18 protein-coding genes are annotated in these 20,424 nt (G+C 68.9%); 9 read left to right on the plus strand and 9 right to left on the minus strand.

From position 1 onward, the window contains the following. Positions 1 to 52: 52 nt before the first annotated feature. Both BN996_RS12790 and BN996_RS12795 read right to left on the minus strand, forming a co-directional pair. Positions 53 to 1,933, minus strand: coding sequence for a PINc/VapC family ATPase (locus BN996_RS12790; RefSeq protein WP_089779545.1), 1,881 nt, complete (start codon positions 1,931 to 1,933; stop codon positions 53 to 55). Between the two features lie 103 nt (positions 1,934 to 2,036). After that, positions 2,037 to 3,668: a methyl-accepting chemotaxis protein gene (locus BN996_RS12795; protein ID WP_089779547.1), complete on the minus strand. Its 1,632-nt coding sequence runs from the start codon at positions 3,666 to 3,668 to the stop codon at positions 2,037 to 2,039. Positions 3,669 to 3,828: 160 nt separating this feature from the next. Between BN996_RS12795 and BN996_RS12800 the strand changes: the two genes are divergently transcribed. From BN996_RS12800 to BN996_RS12815, 5 genes are all read left to right on the plus strand, one after another. Further along, positions 3,829 to 4,923 carry a M20 family metallopeptidase gene (locus tag BN996_RS12800; protein ID WP_089779549.1) on the plus strand — a complete coding sequence of 365 codons (1,095 nt, stop codon included), beginning with the start codon at positions 3,829 to 3,831 and terminating at the stop codon, positions 4,921 to 4,923. Between the two features lie 340 nt (positions 4,924 to 5,263). Further along, on the plus strand, positions 5,264 to 6,778 hold the full coding sequence (locus BN996_RS12805) for a carboxypeptidase M32 (RefSeq protein ID WP_089779551.1): 1,515 nt from the start codon (positions 5,264 to 5,266) through the stop codon (positions 6,776 to 6,778). 91 nt (positions 6,779 to 6,869) lie between these two features. Beyond that, positions 6,870 to 7,046: an HVO_0416 family zinc finger protein gene (locus BN996_RS20745; RefSeq protein ID WP_305037588.1), complete on the plus strand. Its 177-nt coding sequence runs from the start codon at positions 6,870 to 6,872 to the stop codon at positions 7,044 to 7,046. Positions 7,047 to 7,202: 156 nt separating this feature from the next. Further along, positions 7,203 to 9,053 carry a UvrD-helicase domain-containing protein gene (locus BN996_RS12810; RefSeq protein ID WP_089779553.1) on the plus strand — a complete coding sequence of 617 codons (1,851 nt, stop codon included), beginning with the start codon at positions 7,203 to 7,205 and terminating at the stop codon, positions 9,051 to 9,053. Positions 9,054 to 9,059: 6 nt separating this feature from the next. Continuing rightward, positions 9,060 to 10,238, plus strand: coding sequence for a M24 family metallopeptidase (locus BN996_RS12815; RefSeq protein WP_089779555.1), 1,179 nt, complete (start codon positions 9,060 to 9,062; stop codon positions 10,236 to 10,238). Here the strand turns inward: BN996_RS12815 and BN996_RS12820 are convergent, their stop codons facing one another. Next, positions 10,239 to 10,481, minus strand: a complete 243-nt coding sequence (locus BN996_RS12820; RefSeq protein WP_089779557.1) for a DUF7533 family protein — start codon at positions 10,479 to 10,481, stop codon at positions 10,239 to 10,241. A gap of 148 nt (positions 10,482 to 10,629) precedes the next feature. On the opposite strand from BN996_RS12820, the gene BN996_RS12825 reads away from it, so the two are divergent. Beyond that, complete coding sequence (locus BN996_RS12825) at positions 10,630 to 12,456, plus strand: SLC13 family permease (protein ID WP_007274951.1); 1,827 nt, start codon at positions 10,630 to 10,632, stop codon at positions 12,454 to 12,456. 1 nt (position 12,457) lies between these two features. Here BN996_RS12825 and BN996_RS12830 read toward each other — a convergent pair whose 3' ends face one another. Further along, positions 12,458 to 13,192 (minus strand): DUF502 domain-containing protein, encoded by a 735-nt coding sequence (locus tag BN996_RS12830; protein ID WP_089779559.1) that lies wholly within the window; start codon positions 13,190 to 13,192, stop codon positions 12,458 to 12,460. Between the two features lie 108 nt (positions 13,193 to 13,300). Here BN996_RS12830 and BN996_RS12835 point away from each other — a divergent pair, with 108 nt between their 5' ends. Beyond that, a complete protein-coding gene (locus tag BN996_RS12835) occupies positions 13,301 to 13,912 on the plus strand; it encodes a riboflavin synthase (protein ID WP_089779560.1) in 612 nt (203 codons plus the stop codon). A gap of 26 nt (positions 13,913 to 13,938) precedes the next feature. On the opposite strand, the gene BN996_RS12840 is transcribed toward BN996_RS12835, so the two are convergent. Then, positions 13,939 to 14,976: a PrsW family intramembrane metalloprotease gene (locus tag BN996_RS12840; protein ID WP_089779562.1), complete on the minus strand. Its 1,038-nt coding sequence runs from the start codon at positions 14,974 to 14,976 to the stop codon at positions 13,939 to 13,941. 138 nt (positions 14,977 to 15,114) lie between these two features. Between BN996_RS12840 and BN996_RS12845 the strand changes: the two genes are divergently transcribed. Further along, positions 15,115 to 15,489: a DUF7532 family protein gene (locus BN996_RS12845; RefSeq protein WP_089779564.1), complete on the plus strand. Its 375-nt coding sequence runs from the start codon at positions 15,115 to 15,117 to the stop codon at positions 15,487 to 15,489. Then, on the plus strand, positions 15,486 to 16,892 hold the full coding sequence (locus tag BN996_RS12850) for a ribonuclease FAU-1 family protein (protein ID WP_089779567.1): 1,407 nt from the start codon (positions 15,486 to 15,488) through the stop codon (positions 16,890 to 16,892). The genes BN996_RS12845 and BN996_RS12850 overlap by 4 nt, the downstream gene beginning before the upstream one ends. 317 nt (positions 16,893 to 17,209) lie before the next feature. Here BN996_RS12850 and BN996_RS12855 read toward each other — a convergent pair whose 3' ends face one another. The 4 genes from BN996_RS12855 to BN996_RS12870 all read right to left on the minus strand — a co-directional run bounded on the left by BN996_RS12855 (position 17,210) and on the right by BN996_RS12870 (position 20,366). Further along, the gene (locus BN996_RS12855; RefSeq protein ID WP_004969091.1) at positions 17,210 to 17,542 is read right to left on the minus strand and encodes a NifU family protein; all 333 of its coding nucleotides are present in this window, start codon (positions 17,540 to 17,542) and stop codon (positions 17,210 to 17,212) included. 555 nt (positions 17,543 to 18,097) lie between these two features. Then, on the minus strand, positions 18,098 to 19,066 hold the full coding sequence (locus BN996_RS12860) for an ROK family protein (protein ID WP_089779569.1): 969 nt from the start codon (positions 19,064 to 19,066) through the stop codon (positions 18,098 to 18,100). A gap of 84 nt (positions 19,067 to 19,150) precedes the next feature. Continuing rightward, positions 19,151 to 19,828 carry a TIGR00266 family protein gene (locus tag BN996_RS12865; protein WP_089779571.1) on the minus strand — a complete coding sequence of 226 codons (678 nt, stop codon included), beginning with the start codon at positions 19,826 to 19,828 and terminating at the stop codon, positions 19,151 to 19,153. 79 nt (positions 19,829 to 19,907) lie between these two features. Further along, entirely contained in the window at positions 19,908 to 20,366 is a 459-nt protein-coding gene (locus BN996_RS12870) for a universal stress protein (protein ID WP_089779573.1), read from the minus strand. Positions 20,367 to 20,424: the final 58 nt, after the last annotated feature.

Raw genomic sequence — 20,424 nt, forward strand, 5'->3', positions numbered from 1 at the left:
GTGTCGACCCGGTCGAACCCCGACCGACGAAAACGACGATTCGGCCGTTCTGTTAGGCCGGAACGACCGTAATCTGCTGTTTTCTATCGATTGCGTTCTCCAGTTCCTCGGCGATGGCGCTGCCGCGGGAGACCTGAATGTCGCCGCCGCGGCCGACCGTCGCCGTGAACAGGTACTCGCCGTCGGCGCGGACCTCGACCGTCTCGCCGACGTGGCCGTCCATCCGCACGACGACGTGCCGCGAGGTGACCTCGGGCGTCACGACGACGCCCTCGTCGGCCCCGTCTCCGGAGCCGGACGCGCCGGACTGCCCGCCGGCGTTCGCGCCCGCGTGCTGTCCCGACGACGACGGCTTCTCGTCGTGGGTCCGCACGTCGATGTCGATGCCGAGGCGGTCTTCCACGTCGGAGATGCGGCCGCCGCCCTTCCCGATGACGTAGGAGATGTCGTCTTCCTCGACGTAGACGACCGCGCGGTTCTGTCCCTGTAAGTCGACGTCGACGTGCCCGCGGGCGATGGAGCGAATCTCGCGTTCGATTTCCTGTTTCGCCAGCCGGGAGACGCCGCTTTCCTTCTCCTCGCCGTCCTCGCCGAGCGGGACGGTGACGACCTGCCGGTTGAACGTGTAAATCTCGTACTTCGGCGTGCCGGTCTCGAAGTCCCGAATCTGGATGACGGGGCGGGCGAGGTCCTCCGCGAAGAGGCCCTCGGGAACCTTGACCTCGGTGCGCACGTCGTACACCGTGTGGACCTCGCCGTCCTCGATGTAGACGACGGTGTCGACGACCTGCGGAATCATGCCGAGTTCGACCCGGCCGACGAGGCGCTGGAGCGCGTCGATGGCGCGGGTGGCGTGGACCACGCCGACCATACCGACGCCCGCCAGACGCATGTCGGAGAACACCGAGAAGTCCTCGGTCTTTCTGACCTCGTCGTAGATGGTGTAGTCCGGGCGCACGAGCAGCAGGGAGTCGGCCGTCTTCGCCATGTCGCCGCCGAGGGCGGTGTACTGGGTGATGTCGGGACCGACCTGCAGGTCGCGCGGCTTCTCCATCGTCTTGACGGCGTAGTCGCTGTCGTTGAGGAACTCGGCGACCGCCTGCGCGAACGTGGACTTCCCGGCACCGGGCGACCCGGCGATGAGGACGCCGCGCTGGCGCTCGGCGAGTCGGTCGCGGAGTTCGTCGGCGAACTCGTAGTCGTCGAGTTCGGTCTTGACGATGGGCCGGACGGCGGTGATTTCGATGCCGTCGGCGAACGGCGGGCGGGCGACCGCGATGCGGTAGTCGCGGAACTGGACGATGTCCATGCCCGGCTCGGAGAGTTCGACGAAGCCGTCGGTGGCGGCGCGGGCGGAGTTGACGATGTCGTCGGCCCACTCCTTCATCGTCGCCTCGTCGGTCGGCTCGTCGGCGATGGGCTGGTAGTGCATCTCGCCGACCGCGCCGCGTTTGGCCTTCGGGCGGGTGTCGGTCTTGAGGTGGACCGACATCGTCTGGTCGTCGAAGAACCGCTCGATGATGAGCCCGCCGGAGCCGCGGACCGCGGCCTCGACGTACTCGACCGAGACGCCCTTCGCCCGCGCCACCTCGGCCTGCACCACGTCGCTCGTCAGGAGCGTCGCCGACCGCTCGGTGGCGATATCGCGGATGAGCGCGTCGATGTCGCCCTCGCCGGCACCTTTCGTCTCGCCCGAACTCGGGCGACGGCCGACGTACTTGAGGTCGATGACGCCGTCGTCGGCGAACTCGGCGAGCCGCTGGAGTTCGGAGAGGCCCTCCCAGCCCGTGTCACGGCCGTCGTTGGCCTGCGATTCGAGTTCGCTGACGACCGCCTCGGGGACGAGGACGTCGGCACCCTCGTAGGTGCCGTCGTCGACTCGCTCGGACACGCGACCGTCGATGACCGCGCTCGTGTCCGGCACTATTTTCATGCGCGTGAGTTTGGGCGGGTGACGGATAAGGTTGTAGATAAAAGCGGTGACACCGCCGGCGGGGCGTCGGGTGATACCGCGTCCCGCGCCCCGCGCCCTCGACTCAGTCGTCGCCGGGCGCGACCGCCCGCTCCCCGTCGACGACCTCGAACGACTCGACGAGGCCGTCGAGGTCGGCGGCTTGCGACGACAGCACCTCGGTCTGGTCCGCGAGGTCGCCGATGGACTCGGACTGCTCCCGTGCGGTCTCGACGACGGTCCGCGACTGCCCGGCGGTCTCCTCGGAGATGTTCGCCACGTCGTCGACGCGGGCGGCGATGTCCGCCGCCGACTCGGCCTGCTGGTCGGTCGCGGCGCTCACCTCGGCCACGCTGGCGTCGATGTCCGTCACCATGTCCACGATGCTCTCGAACTCGCCGATGGCCTCGGTGACGGTCTCCAGGCTGTCGGCGACCTGCCGGTTCATCTCCCGCACGTCGGCGAGCGTCTCCTCGGAGTGTTCGGTGATGTCGGCGATGAGGCCGGACACCTCGTCGGCCGAGTCGCGGGTCTCCTCGGCGAGCGACTTGACCTCCTCTGCGACGACGCCGAAGCCGTCGCCCGCCTCGCCCGCGTGGGCGGCCTCGATGGCCGCGTTGATGGCGAGCAGGTCGGTCTGCGAGCCCACGTGCTCGATGAACGCCGCGATTTCGTCAATCTCCTCGATGCTCTCGGTGAGTTCGGCGACGGCGTCGGCGGTGCGGTCGATGCGGGCCTCCACCGTGTCTAACTCCTCCATCGCCTCGGTCGCCGCGTCGCGGCCGACCTCGCCGCGCTCGGAGGCCGTCTCGGCGGTGATCGCGACCTCGTCGGCGGAGGCGGCTATCTCCTCGACGGTCGCAGAGAGCGTGTTGAGTTCGTCGGAGACGGTCTGGAGGTGGTCGGTCTGCGCCCCCGCGCCGTCGGAGATTTCGGTGACCGAGGCGGCGACTTCCTCGCTGGCGGCGTCGGCCCGGCGGACGTGCTCGCGGGCGGTCGAACTCATCCGCGACACCTCCTGTGCGAACGACTGCACCTCGCCGATGGTCGACGAGAGGGTGCGGACGAGGTCGTTGTAAGTCGCCGCGACCTCCGCGTATCGCTCGTCGTCGACGCCCCAGTCGTCGGTGTCGATGGTGGCGGTGAGGTCGCCCGCCTGCGCCCGCGAGGTCGCCTCCGCGAACGCCTCCACGAGGTGCTGGAGGTTGCGCGTGTAGTCGGCGAGGTCGCGCTGCATCCGGTCGAGCGCGTCGCCGAACTCGCCCGGCAGGTCCTCGTCGAGCGCCGGGTCGTCGAACCGCTGGTCGGCGAGCGCCCCCGCCTGCGAGGCGACGACGCAGAGGTGGTCGTGCATCGCGCCGAAGTCGTCGGCGAGTCGGGCCACCTCGTCGCTCCCGGTCACGTCCGGGGGACGGGTCGACAGGTCGCCCGCCGCGACGCCCGCGGCCGCCGACGAGAGAGACTCGATGGGCGAGACGATGTCCTTTCGCGTGATGATAATCGTGTTGACGAACGCGAGGCCGGCACCGAACAGGAGGAGCCCCGAGAGTTCGAGTCGAAACGCGCCGGTTGCGACCCACGGGAGCGCGGCCTGCGCGAGCGAGACCGCGAACTGGATGGCGACGGCGGCGACGACTTTTCTCTCGACCGAGCCCGAGATGCCGAGCGCGTCCATGCTTCCCCGGAGCAACCGTTCGTACGTCGAGACGAGTCGCATACTCGGACGTGCGAGGAACGCGCAATAAGCCGGGTCGCGCGTTCTCGGAATCTGATAACTACCGGCGGCCGCGGGACGGTGCCCGACCGCGGTCGCGGCGGGGCCACGCGCGGACTGCCGGACGCCACACGCTTTTGAGGCGACCCTTCGACGGGCCGGCATGGACGAACTCCGCGACCTCGCGGCGGCGCTCGTGTCGGTGCCGAGCCACGAGGACGAGACCGCCGCCGGCGACCGCATCGAATCGTGGCTCCGCGGGGAGACCGACGCCGACGTGACCAGAGACGACGCGGGGAACGTCGTCGCCCGCGTCAACCCCGGCGTCGGCGAATCGCTCGCACTCGTCGGCCACCACGACGTGGTCCCGCCGGCCGACCGACAGACCACAGACGGCGGCGACTACGTGGTCGAGACCCGCGACGGCCGCCTCTACGGCCGCGGGGCGGCGGACATGAAAGGGGCCGTCGCCGCCTCGATGCTCGCCTTCCGCGACGCGGCCGCAGACGCCGATTCGGAGGTCGTCTTCGCCTCGTTCGTCGGCGAGGAAATCGGCGGGGAGGGCGTCCGCGCGGCCCTCGACGACGGCCTCGAACTCGACTACGCCGTCGTCGCCGAGGGCTCGACGAACTACACCGGCCCCGACCGGACGGACGTGGTCGTCGCCCATCGGGGCCGTCGGGCGAGCACCCTCGTCGCGTCCGGGACCGCCTGCCACGCCAGCGAACCCGAGCGCGGCGAGAACGCCGTCTACCGCGCGACCGACGCCGTGGACGTGGTCCGCGGCCTCTCGGTGCCGGACGCCGAGGTCCTCGGCCGCCCCGTCTCGGGGAGCCTCGCCGTCACCGAAATCGACGGCGGGAGCGCGTGGAACGTCATCCCCGACCGCTGCGAGGTGACCATCGACGAGCGGACCGTCCCCGGCGGCTTCGCCGACCTCGCGCTGGCGGCGGAAATCGAGGGCGTCGAGTGGGTCGTCGAACAGGACCTCCCGCCGATGGCGTGCGACGACGCCGACTTCGCCGAGCGCGTCCTCGACGCCGCCCGGTCGGTCCACGAGGCCCGCGGCGACGCGGAGCCGGAACAGACGACGAAGCCCCACGCGACCGACGCCGGGTGGTTGGCGCAGGCAGGTACGACCTGCGTCGTCTACGGCCCCTCGGAGCCCGGCGAGGCGCACACGAGAGACGAGAGCGTGTCGCTCGACGTGCTGGCGCGGTGTTACGAGACGTACCGTGACCTCGTGGAAGGCTGGTGAGAGCCGCCAACCCCGCCCGCGACGACGCCTGAACACTCAACCCGCGACGACGCCCGACAAACCACCGGGCGGGACTGAAAGGGGCCGCGAGCGAGGGCGAACCCCGGCGGCGTGAGCACCGCAGGCCGGAGGCCGAGGAGCGCGCGTCGCCGCGGGAGCCGTCGCTCGCGGGGGCTTTCGCGGTGTTGGTCACGGCTGTTGCGTTGTCGATTGCGACGTCGTCGGTGTCGGCTGTCGCGTCGGCGGAGTGTGAGCGACCGGTCGCGGACGAATCTCGAAACACCCGCACCGATACCCGCCTCCTGCGGTTTAATACGCCTCCGAGACCACCGTTCGTACCATGGCACAGTCCTCCGCGGAATCCGACTCGGAGTCGGCGTACGACCGGCTCCTCACGAAGTACAAGCGAATCGCCAACGTCGAGAACGCCGGCGGCATCCTCTCGTGGGACCAGCAGGTCATGATGCCCGACGAGGGGACGCCCGCGCGCTCTCAGCAGATGTCCGCGCTCTCCGCCCTGAGCCACGAACTCCTGACCGACGACGAGTTCGGCGACCTGCTCGACGCGGCCGAGGCCGACGACCCGACCGACGAGCAGGCCGACGTGCTGCGCGAACTCCGCCGCGACTACGAGCGGGCGGCCCGCGTGCCGAACGACCTCGTCGAGAAGATTTCCGCGGCGTCGTCGGAGGCCATCCCGGCGTGGAAGCAGGCGAAGGCCGAAGACGACTTCGAGACGTTCGCCCCCCATCTGGAGAAGCACGTCGAACTGAAGCGGGAGTACGCCGAGCACATCGACCCCGACCGCGACCCCTACGAGGTGCTGTTCGAGGACTACGAGCCGTGTCTGCCCCTCGAACAGGCCGAGGAGATTCTCGCCGAGGTGCGCGAGGTGCTCGTCCCGATGATAGAGGACATCCGCGAGTCCGACGTCGACCTCGCGGTGGACGCCTTCGAGGGCGAGTTCCCCGAAGAGGACCAGGAAGCGCTCGTCCGCGACGCGCTCACGACGCTCGGCTACCCGTGGGAGCGCGGCCGCCTCGACACCGCCCCGCACCCGTTCTCGTCGGGGACGCAGTTCGACGCCCGGGTGACCACCCGCTACGACGAGTCCGACGTGCTCGGGTCGCTGTTCTCGACCGTCCACGAGTTCGGCCACGCGCTGTACACGCTCGGCCTGCCGGACGAGCACTACGCGACGCCGCTCGGCGAGAACCGCAACCTCTCTGTCCACGAGTCGCAGTCGCGGCTCTGGGAGAACCACGTCGGGCGCTCGCGGGGCTTCTGGCGGCACTTCCTGCCCACGCTCGAAGACCGGTTCCCGGAGGTCGACGCGACGGTCGAGGAGGCCTACGAGGCCGCCAATCAGGTGTACGACGACAACCTCATCCGCGTCGAGGCGGACGAGCTGACCTACCACCTGCACATCGTCATCCGGTTCGAACTCGAACGCGACCTCATCGCCGGCGACCTCGCAGTCGAGGACGTGCCGGAGGCGTGGAACGACAAGTACGAGGAGTACCTCGGAATCCGCCCGGACACCGACTCCGAGGGCTGTCTGCAGGACATCCACTGGGCGTACGGGAACTTCGGCTACTTCCCGACCTACTCGCTCGGGTCCATCATGGCCGCCCAACTGTTTTCGGCCGCCGAGGCGGACATCGACGACCTCGACGGGAAGCTGGCCGACGGCGAGTTCGGCGACCTCCGCGAGTGGCTCCGCGAGCACATCCATCAGCATGGTCGCCGCTACGAGACCAACGACCTCGTGAAGCGGGCGACCGGCGAGGACTTCGCCGCCGACGACTTCCTCGACTACGTCGAGTCGAAATACGGGTCGCTGTACGACCTGTAGACGAGACGGACAGTCCGGCGCAGTCACCCGGTTTTCGACGGCTCGGAGTCGTCGTAGGAACTAAATAGGGGTATGGCATATCATACCATGTATGGCCTCAGCACCCAGTGACGACTTGTTCGACCAGTTCTTGGCCGACCGCGGTCACGAGACAGAACCGGCACGCTGGGACCGATCCTATAACAAGCTGCAGTGTCCCGACTGCGGGGCCCTGCACGACATGGGCGCGGCGACCTGCTCCGTCTGCGGGTGGGTGCCGGAGGCCTGACGCGTCCGAACTGACCAAGCCACGAGCACCTGTTCTCGACGGTTTTCACCCGCTCGGTGAGCCGTTCGCGAACGCCCGGCGAGTACGCTACTCCGGGCGCGTTCGCCCTCGTCCGAAGCACGTCGCTTATCACCGATAAGACCGTGAACGTGCACAATGAGCGAATCCGACGTGACCGTCACCCGGCTGTTCGGCGGCCCGGGAAGCGGGAAGACCACGGCCTTGCTCGACAAGGTCGAGGAGATTCTCGAACAAGACGGCGTCACCATCCGCGACATTCTCGTTGTCTCTTACACCCGAGCCGCGGCGGCCGAGGTCCGCGACCGGCTCGCGGAGCGGCTCGACATCAACCCGCGGTCGCTGAAGGGGAACGTCTCGACGATGCACGCGAAAGCGTACGAACTGCTGAGTCTCTCGCGGAACGACGTGGTCGGCGAGAGCGACAAACAGGAGTTCTGCGAGGACTACGGCATCGAGTTCGAAGACGAGTACGGCGGTGCGGGCCGCCGGACCGCCCGCTCGACCACCATCGGGAACAAGATTATCGCCACGAGCCAGTGGCTCCAGCGCACCCGCCGCGACGTCTCCGACTGGTACGACGTGCCGTTCCAGTGGAACGTCGAGGAGGTCCGCCTCCCGCCGGAAGTCGACCCGAACGCACAGGAGGGCAACAAGTACACGCCGACGTGGCCCTCCGACGACGACCGCATCGACATCCCCGAGGCCATCCGCGCGTGGCGCGCCTACAAGGGCGAACACGGGCTGGTCGGATTCGCTGACATGCTCGAACGCGTCAAGCAGCGCGCGCTCGTCCCCAACGTCGACTACCTCGTCATCGACGAGTTCCAGGACATCACGACCCTCCAGTACGACGTGTACGAGGAGTGGAAGCCCCACATGCGGGGCGTCCTCATCGCCGGCGACGACGACCAGGTCGTCTACGCGTGGCAGGGCGCCGACCCGAACCTCCTCCTCGACGCCGAACGCGACGAGGACGTGGTGCTCCCGAACTCCTACCGGCTCCCGTCGAACGTCCTCAACGTCGTCAACCGGGAGATTCGCCACATCGACAAGCGTCAGGAGAAGGACCTCAAACCCCGCAAGGAAGGCGGCGCGGTCGAGGCCGTCGAGAGCCCGTCGATGCTCGAACTCGCCCGGAACGTCCGCTACACCGTCGAGAAAGACGAAGGCACCGTGATGGTGCTGTTCCGCGCGCGCTACCAGATGTTCCAGTTCATCGATGAGTTCCTCCCGTCGGGCATCCCCTTCTCGACGCTGACCGACCAGCGCATGTGGACCGACCGCCTCACGCAGTACGTCCGCGCGGTCGAGGCGCTCGACGCCGAAGAGCCCGTCGACGGGCTGGAGGCGCGCCGCCTCGCGGACATGCTCCAAGACTCCGCGTTCGGCACGAACGACCGCGACGACCTCTTCGACGCCATCGACGACAGACAGGAGGAAGTCGGCGTCGACGACATCACGAACATCGAGTTCACGCCGAAGGAGATCAAGAACTTCGCGCCGTTCGCTCCGGACAGTTCGTCCGCGAGCGACATGGTCCGCAAGGTGACGAGCTTCCAGCGCAAGTCCGTCGACGCGTACTTCGGCGGCGACTACGAGGGGATGGACCCGAGTCGCGTCCGCGTCGGCACCATCCACTCCGCGAAGGGTCGCGAGGCCGACCACGTGTTCATGGCGACCGACCTGACCGAGAAGGTCGTCGAACAGATGGCCGCCTCCGTCTCCGACGAGGAACTCGAAGCCCGCGGTATCGAGGAGTTCACCTCGACGACGAGTCCCGTCCCGCTCATCACCGACAACGAGCGCCGCGTCTTCTACGTCGGGATGTCCCGCGCCCGCGAGCGCCTCATCGTCCTCGAAAACCTCGTCACCGGCGCGCCGACGCTGCCCATCAGCGTCCTGCTCCACGACGAAATTCGGGAGGCACCCGCGCAGGAACTCGTCGACGCCGCGCAGGAACCGCCCGCGCCCGAACCCGAGGCGTAACGTCCCGTGCGGAGCGGTCCGCGCGGCGGCGACGCCATCGACGCCGCCGTTTCCGAGCGAGACGCCGTCGGCTTCGTCGCCGTCTCCCGCGGCTCAGACCCGACGAGTCGCTACCTCACCGGCCGCGAGTTCGACTGCGACCTCGCGTTCGTCCGCGTCGACGGCGAGACGCATCTCCGGGTCCCCTCGACCGTCGAACCGCCGTCGCTGTCGGTCGCCTCGGTCCGCGTCGACGACAGGCCGCCGGGGAAGGCCGCCGCGGCCGTCCTCGCGGAACACGGCGCTCCCGAAGGGACCGTCCTCGCGCCCCGGACGATTCCGCACGACGCCGCGCTCCACCTCGAATCGGCGGGCTACGACCTCGCGTCGACCGCGGCGGTCGAAGCCGCCCGCGCGGTGAAAGACGCCGCCGAGCGCGACGCAATCGAGGCCGCCCAGCGCGCGGCGACTCGCGGCGTCGGTCGCGCGGCCGCGATACTGGCGGCGGCGACGGGTGAGGAAGCCACCGACGGCGACGGCGGCGACGGCGACAGCGGTCGTGAAGACGACGGCGGCGACGGTGACGACGACCGGCCCGCCCTCCGCTGGGACGGCGCGCCGCTGTCGACCGAGCGACTCCGCCGGCAGGTGAACGCGACGCTCGCGGCCGAGGGCGTCGATGCCGCGGGCGCGACGGCGGTCCGAGCGGGAACCCGCGGCGACGGGAACGAACCGGTCGAACTCCGGCCGGGCGAGCCGATAGTCGTCGCGGTCGGCCCGCGCGGCCCGACGGGCTACCGCGGCGCGCTGGCTCGCACGTTCGTCGTCGACCCCGACGGCGGGTGGGAGCGCCGGGCGCACGTCGCCTGCGACGCCGCCAGAAAGGTCAGTCTGGTCGAGGCGGACCCCGGCGACGACGCCGGCTTCCTCGGGAGCGAGCTCCGCGCGGAGACCGCCGCGTTCGGCTTCTCGATGGCCGACGAGGTGACCAGAGACGTCGGCGGCGGCATCGGCATCGCGGCCCGCGAGGTCCCGCCGCTCGACGGCGACCGCGAACTCGTCGCCGGCAACGTCCTGCGGGTCCGCGCCGCGGTCACGCACCCGGACCACGGCCGGGTCGAACTGACCGACGTGCTGGTCGTCGGCGAAGACGGCCCGCGACTGCTGGGCGACGCGCCGACCGGCCTCGACCCGAGTCGCTGGTAGTTACTCGTCGTCGTCCGGGTCTTTTGCGACGCCGCCGATGACTTTCTCGGCCGCGAGCGAGGGGACGTCCTGCGGCATGGTGAGGAACTTCGGGAGCGCGACCATGAGCACCGCGAGAAGGAGCATCGCGCCGCCGAAGGCGGTCCGCCCGTCGGCGAGGAGCGTGAGGCCGAAGCCGCCGACGGGGATGGCGAAGATGAGGGTCGCCGCGAGACCGACCATCTCCAGGATTCCGAGTCGCATCGCCCGAGGATACTCCGCGGGCGACTAAAAGCGTCGCGACCGGCGGTCGGACGAGCGCGTCGTTTGAGAGGTGGGAGCCGGGCGACCCGTCGCCGCGGCCGACCGTCGCGCGGGGTAGCATTAAGCCGCCTCCGAATCGACTGCCAGCATGGTCGCCGTCACGTCCGGGATGCTCGTCGTCTTCGCGCTCGTCGTCGTCACGATGGCGCTTTTCGTGACGGAGGCGGCCCCGCCGGACGTGACGGCAATCGGCGTCATCGTCGCGCTCGTCGTCCTCGAACCGTGGACGCGGGTGGACCTCCAGACGGGGCTGTCGGGGTTTTCGAGCGCCGCGACCATCACCGTCCTCTCGATGTACGCCCTCAGCGAGGGGGTGCGACAGACCGGCGCGATTCGCGTCCTCGGCGACGCGGTCGCCTCGTTTACGAACGGGAGCGAGTCCCGACTGCTCGCCGCGGTCGTCGGCCTCACCGGCCCCGTCGCGGGCGTCGTGAACAACACGCCGGTCGTGGCGGTGTTCGTGCCGATGGTCTCGGACCTCGCCGACCAGGCGAACGTCTCGCCGTCGAAGCTCCTCATTCCCCTCTCGTACGCCTCGATGCTCGGCGGCACGCTCACGCTCGTCGGGACGGCGACGAACCTCGTCGCCAGCGAGGCCTACGCCGCGGCGACCGGGTTGCCGCCGTTTTCGATGTTCACGTTTACGCCCCTCGGTGCGGTGGTGTTCGTCGTCGGCGCGGGCTACCTCCTGACGGTCGCGCCGCGGCTCCTTCCCGAGCGAATCGAGCCCGGAAACCGAACCGGGAACTACGGCGTCGAGCCGTTTCTCGCCCGCGTGCTCGTCCCCGCGCGGTCGCCGCTCGTCGGCATCCCGGCGGGCGAGGTCTCCGACGACACCTACCGCGACCTCAACGTGGACATCCTCGACGTGCTCCGCGGCGGTGAGCACTTCATCGCGGCCGACTCCGACCGCGAGGTCGAGTCGCGGGACATCCTGACCATCCGGGGCGACCCGGCGACGATTCGGCGCTTCTGCGACCTCGCGGACCTGCGGTTCCTCCCGCGCGCGTCGGTCACCGACGCCGAACTCGACCGCCCCGAGCGCGTGGCGCTCGTCGAACTCGTCGTCCCCCGCGAGTCCGGCCTCGTCGGCGAGACCATCGGCGGCGCGCGACTCCGCGAGCGCTACGACGCGACGGTGCTCGCGGTCCGTCGGCGCGGCGGCGACCTCATCCGCGAGCACTTCAGAGACGTGGAACTCCAAGTCGGCGACTCACTGCTCCTCCAGACGACGAACGAGACGGCGCGATACCTCCGCGACAGCGGCGACTTCGTCGTGACCAGCGAGGTCGCAGACGAGTTCATCGAGGACAACGGCGGACTGTCACCGACGTCGTTCCGCGCGTTCGCCGTCATCGCGGCGGTCATCGGACTGGCCGCGCTCGGCGTCGTGCCCATCGCCATCGCCGCGCTCGGCGGCGTCGCCGCGATGGTCACGCTCGGCTGTCTCTCGGCGAGCGACGCCTACGGCGCGGTGAGCTGGAACGTCATCTTCCTCCTCGCGGGCGTCATTCCGCTCGGGCAGGCGCTCCAGCTGACCGGCGGCGTCGCGCTCCTCTCGGAGTTCGTCGGCGTCGCCGCGACCTACCTGCCCGTCGTCGTCGTGCTCGCCGCGTTCTACCTGCTCACGGGGCTGTTGGCGAACGTCATCACGCCGGTCGCGAGCGTCGTCCTCATGCTCCCGGTCGCCATCGACACCGCGTTCGGCCTCGGTGCCGACCCCTTCGGCTTCGCCCTCGCGGTCACCTTCGGCGGGAGCACGGCGTTCATGACGCCCATCGGCTACCAGACGAACCTGATGGTGTACGGGCCGGGCGGCTACCGCTTCACCGACTATCTCCGCGTGGGCGCGCCGCTCCAGCTTCTTCTCACGGTCGTCACGACGGCCGGTATCGTCCTCTTGTGGGGGGTCTAGGTCACTCGGCTCGGCTCTCGCCCGCGTTGCGACGCTGGTCAGTCTCCGCCCGGACGCCGTCCTCGCCGTTCGAGGGGTCGTAGCCCGCCGGCCCCGACGGGAGCGTCTCCGGGTCGTCGACGCTCAGGCCCGTGGTGACGAGAAGCCGGAGGCCGCGTCGGACCGGCATGTCGAGTTCGCGAATCTCGTCGGGCGAGACCATGATGAGCGCGCCGGCGGTCGGGTTCGGGCTGTGCGGGACGAACACGGTAAACAGGTCGTCGTCGGAGACCTCGGAGACCGACGGCGGGGCCTCGTTGGTGACGAAGCCGATTGAGAACAGCCCCTCGCGCGGGTATTCGACCAGCACCACGCGGTCGTAGCCGGCGGTCGGTTCGGTGAGCGACTCCGACACCTGCCGGACGCCGAAGTAGATGGTGCGGACGAGCGGGAGGAGCCGAACGCCGCGCTCGAAGCTCCCGAAGAGCCGCTGGCCGAGGCTCATCGACGCGAGGTAGCCGAGAAGCGAGACGGCCACGGCGATGACGAGCGCCGACAGCACCTGCGAGATGAGGACGATGTCGCCGGAGTAGTTGAGCGCATCGGCGAGGAACGGCGTCACCTGACGGACGACCGGGCGGAGCGCGGCGGTGATGCGGTTGAACGCGAACTGGAGGACGAACACGGTCACGGCCAGCGGGGTGACGAGAATGAGACCCGTGACGAAACTGCTCCGCAGGCGAGCCAGAACGTCCATACCGACTCTCCGGACGACGAGCGTAAAATTGTATGGGCGAGATCGTCACAGAAACGTGATAGAGAACGGAAACGATAGGCATTAACTTCACCCGTCCGAAGCCGCGGTATGTTCACGGGAATCGTGGAGGGGCCGGGCGAAATCGTCGACGTGACCGACGCCGACGGTGGTCGCCGCCTCCGCATCCGGACCGACCTCGCGTTCGACGACCTCCACCACGGCCAGTCAATCGCGGTCTCGGGCGTCTGTCTGACCGTCGAGGCGTTCGGCGACGACTGGTTCGAGGTGTTCCTCGCGGCGGAGACGGTCGAGAAGACCTACCTCGGCGACGTCGTCGAGGGCGACCGCGTCAACCTCGAACGGGCCCTCGCGGCCGACGACCGTTTCGACGGCCACATCGTCCAGGGACACGTCGACGGCACGACGACGGTCACGAACGTCGAGCGCGTCGGCGACGACTGGTTCTTCGAGTTCGACCTCCCCGAGTCACTGGCGAAGTACGTCGTCCAGAAGGGCTCGGTCTGTCTCGACGGCATCAGCCTCACCGTGGCCGACCGCCGCGGGGACTCCTTCGCCGTGGCCATCATCCCGACGACCTACGACCTGACGACGCTCTCGGAAAAGGAGGTCGGCGACCCGATTCACGTCGAGGTCGACGTGGTGGCGAAGTACGTCGAATCGATGCTCGACGGCTACGCCGAGCGGTTGGTCGCCGAGTAGGCGACCGGTTCGCACGTCTCGCTGACTCAGTCCTCGAACTCCGTCTGCTCGGAGCTGAACGACGCCGCGCTCGGACCGGGGGCGTGGGCGCGGTGGTAGGCCCGACTGTAGCGGCGGAGCTTCCCGATGAGGTAGAGCCCGAAGACGCCGTCGTAGATGATGACGTAGACGAGGAAGGCCGCGAGACCGCCGAGGCCGGTTATCCCCGCGATGACGGTCGACCCGATGCCGACCGTCGAGTTGTACGTCGCGTGGACCAGCGCCGCGAGGACGAGGCCCTTGATGACGATCGGACCGGCGTTCTCCTTGTTGAACTTGGCGAGACCGAGGTAGTAGCCCGCGATGGCCGAGTAGATGACGTGCCCCGGCCCGGCGAGCGCCCGGACCGCGGTAATCGTTCCGCCGGCGGCGATGATGCCGACGCCGCCGGAGCCGACGTCGAGCCCCGACGAGGTGAGGTTGCGGGTGATGTACAGGGCGTTTTCGATGGTGGCGAAACCGAGGCCGGCCATCGCCCCGTAGACGGCCCCGTCGATGACGGCGTTGAAGCTGTCGTGGGAGTAGGCGTACAGCCTGACCGCGAGGAGCTTGACGGTCTCTTCGACCGGGCCGACGACGAGGAAGTAGAACACGGCGCTGCCGAGGAAGCCGAGCGCCAACTGGAACTCGGCCGCGATAGTCTGGCCAACGTTGCTCAGAAGCGAGTTGAGAATCGCGGCGAACGTGGCGGTGAGGACGCCGAGGAGGAACGTCACCACGAGCATCGACAGCGGTTCGTCGTCGGTCACGTCGGAGTAGTAGACGTAGCCGGCGAGCGCGAGCGCCGGGAGCGCCGACAGCAGGGTGAGCGCGCCGACCTGCGGGTCGGTGAGCGCCGACAGGCCGCCGATACCGACGAGGATGAGGAGCGCGGCGAGAACGACCAGCGCGCGGGTCGACGCGACCAGCACCCGGTAGAGCGCGACCGCGAGCCCGTCAACCGAGGTTCGTTCCTCCCACGTCGCGATGTCGTAGAGGTCGGCCGATCCGTCGGACGCCTGCTCGACTGGGTCCTGCTGGTCCATCACGTGGGGTAAAGGGTATCGCATCTGGTAATAGCTTCGGCCACGGCATCCCGCGAGCGGCCGAACCGCTGACGGTCGAGTGGCTGGCGGCCGACGACCGACCGCACGACGTTAATGCCTCCGCTCCGAAGGGCGGGTATGCACTTCGACCCCCGCGAACAGGCGGCGCTCCGCGAGGTCGGCCTCGACACCGACGACCTCCGGGCCGCGTCGGACCTCGTGAGCGACGCAGTCGAATCGGACGCAGACGCCATCGCCGCGTTCTTCGGCGACGGCGGGACGTTTTACTCCGACATGGAGATGGCCCACAGCGCGAGCGACGTGCAGGAACACGCCGTCGACCACGTCGACCTCTACACTCACGGCGCGGAGCTCCGCGGCTACCTCAAGTTCGACTCGTGGGGCGTCCCCATCGAGGGCGGCCGCGTGCTCACCGACGAGAAGGTCGAACTGACGCTCGGCCCGACGGTCGACGCCCGCGTCACCTTCGCCCGCGACGCCGACGAGCTATGAGGGTCCGCGTCCGCGGCATCTACGCCACCGCGCTCACGAGCCTCTTCCTCGACGCCGGCCACGACGTGGTGCAGGCGTCCGGCCCGATTCGCGAGCGCTTCGACGCCGAGTTCGACTCGTCGGACCACGACGTGTCGGTCGAGACGACGCGGAACCGGCAGGGCGTCGGCGCGACCGGCGCGCCCGAGGCGGTCGAAACGGCCACGGAGCGCCTCTCAGACCTCGGCGTCGACACCTTCGCGTGGGACGACCCCGCGCCGACCGGCGCGGTGTTCGACGCCCGCGTGACCGACACCCTCGGCGGCGGCGCGGTGTGCGACCTCGGCGAGACCGAGGGCTACCTCTCGTACGGCGACTTCGACGGGCACGTGGAAGTCGGCGACGAGGTCCGCGTGCAGGTCGCCGAGTCGGCCCCGCCGTGGGCCTCCCGCCGCGCCGAACTGACCGGCGACGTCCGCGCCGTCGCGGGGCTGGCGACCCTCGAACCGGATTCGGAGGGCGTCCGCGTCGACACCCGCGACGAGGCCGCCGCCCGCGAACTGGCGGGCATGACGGACCTCCTCGGCGGCGACCCGCCCGAGGGCTGGGGCATCCGCTGGCACCGCGACGCCGTCGACGCCGACATGAGCGCCCTGAACGACGCGCTCGACCGGGCGGCCGAGGTCGCCGCGGAACTCGACGAGGCGCTCTCAGACCCCGTCGACGCCCCGCGGGCGGTCGCGGCTCCAACCGCGACGACGTGGGTCTGGTTCGGCCGCGAGACGAGGTTCGAACTCGATTCCCAGCGCCGGGCCGTCGAGACGACGATGCCCGGCCACCACCGGACGAAGGCCGCCTCGCCGAAGGCCTCCGCCGGCGTCGACCTCGCGGAGGCGCTCTGCGGGTCGGTCGGCGACGGCGAGTTCCCCTTCGACGTGGTGACCGCGCAGTTCGGCCCGCTCGAAGGCGACGACGTGGAAATCGGCCACGGGAAACCTGACGGTCGGCTCATCACGCTCGGCTCCGGCGAGGTGACGGAGCGCGACCCCGAGGGAACCGTCGAACTCCGGCGCGGCATGACCGGCGGCGGCACCTACGACGCCCTCGGCGTCGACCGCGAGTCCGGCGACGTCGCGGTCACGAAGTTCCGCGAGGGACGCTGGTGGTATCCGACGGTGTACCGCGATTCAGAGGGCGCGGTCAAGGGGACCTACGTCAACATCTGCACGCCCGTCGAGTGCTTCCCCGACGAGATTCGATATATCGACCTGCACGTCGACGTGGTGAAACACGCCGACGGGACGGTCGAGCGGGTCGACGACGACGAACTCGACGCGGCCGTCGAGGCCGGCCACATCTCGGAAGAACTGGCCGAGAAGGCGCGGTCGGTGGCGTCGAGTCTGGAGTCGGCGCTGTCGGGGTAGGCGTCGCAACTTCGGAAGACGGTCAGTCGTCGTTGCCGGGGAGGGCTCGGTCGTCGTGGTGGCGGGAGGCGTCGGCGGCCGATATCTGGGCCGGCAGACGAACACCCCGCGAAGGCCACGCGGAGAGCGAGCGTGAAAAAGACCAATATGGTCACGGCCGACACGGCTGGATACGTATTGAGAACCGCGGAACGGGGCGCTCGTGTCGGAGGGAACAGTACGGCTACGACCGAAGGGAGTAGCCGCCTTTTTGGTCCAGATTTTTTGGCGGGGTTCGAGGCAACGAAGTTGCCGAGGACCCCGTGAAAAAAGGTGGGTTAGAAGTGCCCCGGTCCCTCGTCGCCGTACTGCAGTTCGCCGCCGCGGCCGCCCTCGACGGTGCTGCTGCCGTGGTCGCCGGAACTGGGGACCTTGACCTGCACGTCGGTCACCTCGTCGAACGTCATGATGAGGTCCGACTGGATGTTCTGGGCGGTGATGTTCGAGATGCCGCACCCGGCGCACGCGCCCCCGAGTTCGACGACGACTTCCCCCGATTCCGCATCGGCCTTGCGCACGACGCTGTTGCCGCCGTGCATCTGGATAATCGGCATCTGACCGACCATCCACGTCTCGACGCGCTCTTTGAGGCTCTCCGACTCGTCGCTCATACCCCGATGCTTCGAACCCCACGGATTAGAATGAAACGGTTCTCCCACCGCGCCGGCCGACGAGAGAAAGGCTGTCTCGGTCGTTCGTGATAGATTCGACGCGGGAACCACGCGGGGCGGCGAGGAGACGAGGCGGCGAGGCGGCGCTGGAGCCGTTCCCCTCAGTCGCGCCGCCCGCGACGACGGGCCAACCAGCCGGCGACGCCGAGCGTCGGTCGGTCGACGATGGTGGTGGGGGGTGTCGACCGGTCCCGTTCTAGGCTTCCGGTGGAACGCCCGTGCACCGTGCGGTTCGACGAGAACGGGAACGCGCCGACCGATGCGCCGAATGACTCGGCGTCGTCGGGTGCACGTCATCGCGTTTCTCGACGGGGGTTATAAGACTGCGCCACCGAGTATCAATCGAGATAATTCGATGGCGGAGAGACGAACCGCCGTGTTGTAATCGCGGTCGGTCGCCGGTTCCCCTGCGCGACCACCGCGTGTCGTCTCGACCTCACAGCCGCGAGCGGTCGCCAGTTCCGCCTGCGCTACCACCGGTGAGTCGTCTCGACATCACAGTCGAGACCGGTCACCGGTGCCACCGGTCATCGCGCTCGCCAACGCCCCCTCGACCACGACCTCGTCGCCGAGCGTCGTCAGTTGAATCTCGGGGATGTTCGACATGACCATCTCGCTCATCTGCTCGCGGATGGGCTCTAACACGAGGTCCGGGTTGTTGAGCGCGACCGCGCCGCCGACGTAGATGATGAGCGGCGCGTACGCGTGGACGATGTTGGCGACGCCCATCGCGTTCCAGTGGCCCAGTTGGCTGATGATGTGGTCGGCGAACTCGTCCTCGCCGGCGTGTTCGAACACGTCGACCGCAGAGAAGTCGGGGTCGGAGACGGGAAGGGCGGTGTCGACCGGGTCTTCCTCGTGGAGTTCGCGGGCGTACTTCGGGATGTTGTTCCCCGAGCAGTAGCCCTCCCAGTGGCCGTTGTGGCCGCACCCGCACGTCATGAAGCCGTTCGGGTCGAGCGTCAGGTGACCGACCTCGCCGGCGTTGCCGTCCCAGCCGGCGAGGACGTGCCCGTCGACGCAGACGCCCGCGCCGATACCGGAGGAGATGGTGAGATACACCATGTCGTCGGGGTTGCGGTCGGAGTGGAACCGCTCGCCGATGACGCCGGCGTTCGTGTCGTTGTGCAGGTACACCTCGTCCGTCTCCAACAGCACCGAGAGGGGACCGGTCAGCGGGATGCGGTCGATGGTGTCCGGGAGGTTCGCCGGGTTCTCGACCGCGCCCTCGGCCAAGTCGAGCGGGCCGATCGCGCCGATGCCGGCCGCGACCGCGTCGCTCGGGTCGATGCCCGCCTCGGCACACGCCTCGCGGACGACGCCGAGGACCGCCTCGGTGACCGCGATTCCCGTCGGGCCGCGCGGTGTGTTGTCACGGGCTTCCCCGAGGATCGTTCCCTCGTCGTCGCCCACCACGGAACGGACGTTCGTCGCCCCCAGGTCGACGCCCACGTAGTACGCCATCGTTCCCATAGGGATGCGCCCACCACTTAACTAAGCGGGATTTTCGGCAGATTTACTCGCGGCGATGTAACTCTCGGTTCGGGATCACGCGGAGTTGTTGGTCGGGAGTTTGGGGATGAGCCACGAGAGGAACGAGTCCATGCTGCGCGACTGCGTCCAGACGGTCCCCGGCCCGGTGAAGGTACAGACGAGTCCCTCGCCGCTGAACAGGGTGGACTTCAGGCCGCCGACGCGCTCGACCGAGAAGTCCGTCGTCTCGTCGAAGGCGACGATGTGGCCGGTGTCGACCGTGTAGCGCTCGCCGTCGCCGAGTTCGACCTCGTGGATGGCCCCGTAGCTCGACAGGAAACAGTCGCCGGTGCCGGTCAGTTTGAGCAGGAACAGCCCCTCGCTGCCGAAGAACGTCTTCGCCCCGCCGAAGGAGGTATCGAGGTCGAGAACGGGGTCCGAAGCGAGGTACGACCCGGACTGGACGTACAGCGTCTCGTCGGCGAGACCGTGGTGGACGATGTCGCCCGGAAGCGGGGGCGCGAGGGAGACCTCCCCCGCCTGCCGCGCGCTGAACGTGTTCTGGAAGAACGACTCGCCGCCGAGGACGCTCCGCTTGAGCGACCCGAACAGGCCGCCGTTCGCGTTCGTCTCGATATCGATACCGTCGGAGTAGCTGACCATCGCGCCGGCCTCCGACCGGAGCGACTCGCCCTCGTCGAGCGAGACGGTGAGGAGGGCGAACGACGGGCGGTAGTCGATGGAGTGGTCCATGCGGAAGCTGACGGCGCGCTAAGATATGTAGTTGCCTGCGAGAGCCGGGGAGATCAGGGCTCGCGCCGCCCGCGGACCGTCACTTCGTGTCCGCGCGGACGAACGTCACGGGGCACGGCGCTTCGAGCATGACCTCCTGTGCGACGCTCCCGAAGACGGCCTTACCGGTCGGCGAGCGCTTCCGACCGCCGACGACGAGGCGGTCGGCGCCGACCTCGCCCGCGAGTTCGACGAGCTTCTCGCCGTGGTGGCCGACTCGGCCGTGGATGACGTAGTCGACGTCCGCCTCGTCGAAGCGGCGCGTGAGTTCGCGGACGGTGGCGTGTCGTCGGGCCACGTCGTCCGCCGAAACCTCCTCGGCCGTGATGTCGAAATCGAGGTTGTCGAGCGCGTCGTCGTACTCGTCTCTCGTGAAGACGTGCCCGATGACGACCGTCGCGCCGGTCGGTCCGGCCACGTCGATGGTCTCTTCGGCGAGTCTGTCGATTCGGTCGGCGTCGCCCGCGCCGATCGCGAGCAGGATAGTTTCGATAGCCATACCAACCCGTTCGTCCCGGCATCACTTAACCGTGCCGGAGATTTTTACTCACAATCGA

This window comes from Haloferax massiliensis, from assembly GCF_001368915.1.
Taxonomy (GTDB): domain Archaea; phylum Halobacteriota; class Halobacteria; order Halobacteriales; family Haloferacaceae; genus Haloferax; species Haloferax massiliensis.

Excerpts from the sequence above, each read along its gene's own strand:
- BN996_RS12845 (WP_089779564.1), top strand. The coding sequence starts at position 15,115 with ATGCACTTCGACCCCCGCGAACAGGCGGCGCTCCGCGAGGTCGGCCTC.
- BN996_RS12795 (WP_089779547.1), bottom strand. The coding sequence starts at position 3,668 with ATGCGACTCGTCTCGACGTACGAACGGTTGCTCCGGGGAAGCATGGAC.
- BN996_RS12870 (WP_089779573.1), bottom strand. The coding sequence starts at position 20,366 with ATGGCTATCGAAACTATCCTGCTCGCGATCGGCGCGGGCGACGCCGAC.
- BN996_RS12805 (WP_089779551.1), top strand. The coding sequence starts at position 5,264 with ATGGCACAGTCCTCCGCGGAATCCGACTCGGAGTCGGCGTACGACCGG.
- BN996_RS12820 (WP_089779557.1), bottom strand. The coding sequence starts at position 10,481 with ATGCGACTCGGAATCCTGGAGATGGTCGGTCTCGCGGCGACCCTCATC.
- BN996_RS12835 (WP_089779560.1), top strand. The coding sequence starts at position 13,301 with ATGTTCACGGGAATCGTGGAGGGGCCGGGCGAAATCGTCGACGTGACC.
- BN996_RS12855 (WP_004969091.1), bottom strand. The coding sequence starts at position 17,542 with ATGAGCGACGAGTCGGAGAGCCTCAAAGAGCGCGTCGAGACGTGGATG.
- BN996_RS12810 (WP_089779553.1), top strand. The coding sequence starts at position 7,203 with ATGAGCGAATCCGACGTGACCGTCACCCGGCTGTTCGGCGGCCCGGGA.
- BN996_RS12825 (WP_007274951.1), top strand. The coding sequence starts at position 10,630 with ATGGTCGCCGTCACGTCCGGGATGCTCGTCGTCTTCGCGCTCGTCGTC.
- BN996_RS12865 (WP_089779571.1), bottom strand. The coding sequence starts at position 19,828 with ATGGACCACTCCATCGACTACCGCCCGTCGTTCGCCCTCCTCACCGTC.
- BN996_RS12790 (WP_089779545.1), bottom strand. The coding sequence starts at position 1,933 with ATGAAAATAGTGCCGGACACGAGCGCGGTCATCGACGGTCGCGTGTCC.
- BN996_RS12850 (WP_089779567.1), top strand. The coding sequence starts at position 15,486 with ATGAGGGTCCGCGTCCGCGGCATCTACGCCACCGCGCTCACGAGCCTC.
- BN996_RS12840 (WP_089779562.1), bottom strand. The coding sequence starts at position 14,976 with ATGGACCAGCAGGACCCAGTCGAGCAGGCGTCCGACGGATCGGCCGAC.
- BN996_RS12800 (WP_089779549.1), top strand. The coding sequence starts at position 3,829 with ATGGACGAACTCCGCGACCTCGCGGCGGCGCTCGTGTCGGTGCCGAGC.
- BN996_RS20745 (WP_305037588.1), top strand. The coding sequence starts at position 6,870 with ATGGCCTCAGCACCCAGTGACGACTTGTTCGACCAGTTCTTGGCCGAC.
- BN996_RS12830 (WP_089779559.1), bottom strand. The coding sequence starts at position 13,192 with ATGGACGTTCTGGCTCGCCTGCGGAGCAGTTTCGTCACGGGTCTCATT.
- BN996_RS12860 (WP_089779569.1), bottom strand. The coding sequence starts at position 19,066 with ATGGCGTACTACGTGGGCGTCGACCTGGGGGCGACGAACGTCCGTTCC.